The sequence below is a fragment of the Mesobacillus sp. genome, assembly GCF_049588175.1.
Lineage (GTDB): Bacteria > Bacillota > Bacilli > Bacillales > Cytobacillaceae > Mesobacillus.
Genome location: NZ_JBAVFI010000118.1, coordinates 1 through 2,655, shown reverse-complemented (window position 1 = coordinate 2,655; position 2,655 = coordinate 1). Strand labels below are relative to the sequence as shown.

General features: G+C 42.7%; 3 protein-coding genes and 1 pseudogene. All 4 read left to right on the top strand.

All coding sequences use genetic code 11. The features are described from left to right. A pseudogene (locus tag WB217_RS02845) lies at window positions 1-229 on the top strand (alkaline phosphatase family protein); the annotation flags it as partial. Window position 230: 1 nt separating this feature from the next. After that, on the top strand, window positions 231-1,013 hold the full coding sequence (locus WB217_RS02840; RefSeq protein ID WP_423990462.1) for a glycosyltransferase family 2 protein: 783 nt from the start codon (window positions 231-233) through the stop codon (window positions 1,011-1,013). Between the two features lie 47 nt (window positions 1,014-1,060). Next, window positions 1,061-1,813 (top strand): hypothetical protein, encoded by a 753-nt coding sequence (locus WB217_RS02835; RefSeq protein ID WP_423990460.1) that lies wholly within the window; start codon window positions 1,061-1,063, stop codon window positions 1,811-1,813. A 35-nt stretch (window positions 1,814-1,848) separates the two neighbouring features. Further along, window positions 1,849-2,655, top strand: an 807-nt coding sequence (locus WB217_RS02830) for an FTR1 family iron permease (RefSeq protein WP_423990458.1), incomplete at its 3' end; no start/stop codon positions are given.

Sequence of the window (2,655 nt, the reverse complement as noted above, 5' to 3'; positions counted from 1 at the left end):
TGGTCAGGCTGACGGAATAGGCGGACATGGCCATCTTGATGAAGGTGAAAGATTTGTGCCGTTTTTCATGCAGGGACCCCATATCGTCAAAGGGAATAAAGTTCAGGAAAAGCATAGTCTCGTATCGCTGGCGCCGACGATTTCCTATTTGCTTGGGGCACCGTATCCTGCCAGCAGCCGGGGGAAGGTTCTTGTCGACGCGATAAACACACAGAAGGAAGAGAAATGATTTGAGTAAAGTAATTGTATTTTTGCCTGCTTTTAACGAAGAAGAATCAATTGGAGAAGTTATTGAAAACATCCCGCGTAAATTCGACGGTGCTGATCTTGTAGAGATATTGGTGATTGACGACGGCTCTACCGACAATACCGTTTCAGCGGCAAGAAAAGCGGGAGCAGATCATATAATAAGTTTTGGAAAGAACCGCGGTCTCGGAGCCGCGGTCCGGCAAGGGCTGGAAGAATGTTATCGTCTAGGTGCAGATGTTGGGGTGATGATCGATGCGGATGGAGAGTATCCTGCATGGCAGATCCCGGAACTTGTAAAGCCAATCTTTGAAAATCAAGCTGATTATACAATGGGATCCAGATTTATGGGCACTATAAGAGGGATGAAATTCCATCGCAGGATGGGAAATTATTTTTTTACCCTTGTGCAAACATTGCTGTTAAGAAAATGGCTCTATGACGGCCAATCAGGCATGCGTGCTTTTTCACGACAAGTCCTTGAACATGCTGAGATCATCCATGATTATAATTACGCTCAGGTATTGACGCTGAATCTTGTACGAAAAGGATTCCGAGTGCTTGAAGTGCCAATCCAGTATAGGGTCAGAACGACTGGGACTTCTTTCATTTCTTTTCGAAAATATATGACAAATGTCGTCCCAGCTATTATTCGCGAAATATCCCGTCCGGTTAAAAAAGTGCAAACGGACTCCGCTGAAAATGGTTTCCGATATAACAGCAGTAAAAATAGTGACAAAAAAGTGACGATGTTCAAATATGATTGACATAAGGAATGATAATCATTATCATTATCATTGTAGGAGGGAAACAAATGAAAAAGGCTATATTTTTTTGCTTTTCACTGATATTGATTCTCATTAACGGCAATCCACAACCTGCCAGTGCTTATTCATATGGAGACCCAAATGAAGAGAAGGTGGCAGAGGTCTACAAGGAGATGCAGTTGAAACTTGATGAAAACCCTCCGAATTTCTCAGCAGCGAAGTCCCTGTTTGAAACGGTGAAAGAAGAAACGGATATGCATATGGGACCGGAGCCTGGAGAAATCATCATGAAAAATTTAAATGATGAAGATAAAGAAGCTACAATTGATAACATGGAGAAACTCCTGATTTTAAATATTGCAAGAAGGCTTGAAAGCATTGAAAAGAATTTCGAGGAGTACGATACCTCCAAAAAACTACTAGCTAAAGGCTTCGCTACATATCAAGCTTTATCGCCAAAAGTAGAGGCAAACAATGCGGAATTAGATAAGGAAATGAAAGCTGATTTCGATGCTGCTCTTGAGGCACTTGGTAATCCTGGACTTTTTGGAGTCGGGAAAAAGCCATCTGACATAGAAGCATTTAAGAGCAACAAGGAAAAGATCCTTAATGCACTGCAAAAGGAATTCAATCTTGCCAGCCTGGAAGTTGGGCATTTTTCAGAAACAGTTGAAGAACAAGGAACTGGAAAAAAAGACTGGACCGATTTATCCAACATTCGAAATTGGATTCCGTTAATCCTGATTGTCGCGATTATTGCAGCAGTTGTTTTTATTGGCATTAGAAAAAGAAGAGCATAAAGCTTGACCACACCTTGGAGAGGGGAGTATGAGCAATGGAAATCCAAGCATTACTGATTACCTTCCGTGAAGTATTGGAAGCCTTGTTAATCGTCGGGATCATCACAACTTACTTAAAGAGGATGGATCACTCTAAGTATACGAAGTATGTCTGGCTGGGTGCCGGACTGGCTGTTCTTGCAAGTATTGGGGTGGCAATCCTGTTCCAGGTGGTGTTCACTGGATTTGCGGCGATGGGCAGCGAAATTTACCTGAAGATTGGGATCATGATCGTATCGACAGTGCTACTAACGCAAATGGTATTCTGGATGGCGAGCCACAGCAAGAACCTAAAGGGCAATATGGAAGGGAAAATGAACAAGTTCATCTCAACAGGAAATATTGTCGGGATGGTCATTCACTCATTCCTGGTCGTCTTGCGTGAAGGGATTGAAACGGTTTTCTTCTTTGCGGCAATTACAGGCGGTAATATCGGCGCTGCAATGCAAGGCTGGGGAGCCCTTACCGGAACACTTATTGCGGTAGTTGTTTCCTATATGTTCTTTAAAGGAACAATGAAGGTTAATTTAAAAACCTTCTTCCAAATTACTGGAGCATTCATCATCCTAATCTCCGCTGGATTGCTGGTACAGGCAATTTCAATGATGCAGGACATAAACTTGATTGGCAGTGTAATGCCGCATGTTTATGACATTACTTGGTTCATGCCGGAGCATCCAATTGATTATGCCCACTATGTACGAGACAACGGTGTCGCACCATTATTATCAGGTGATATCGGCATCTTCCTAAAAGCACTGTTCGGCTACTCTTCGATGCCATCCATTGAGGAAGTCATCGCT

Excerpts from the sequence above, each read along its gene's own strand:
- WB217_RS02835 (WP_423990460.1), top strand. The coding sequence starts at position 1,061 with ATGAAAAAGGCTATATTTTTTTGCTTTTCACTGATATTGATTCTCATT.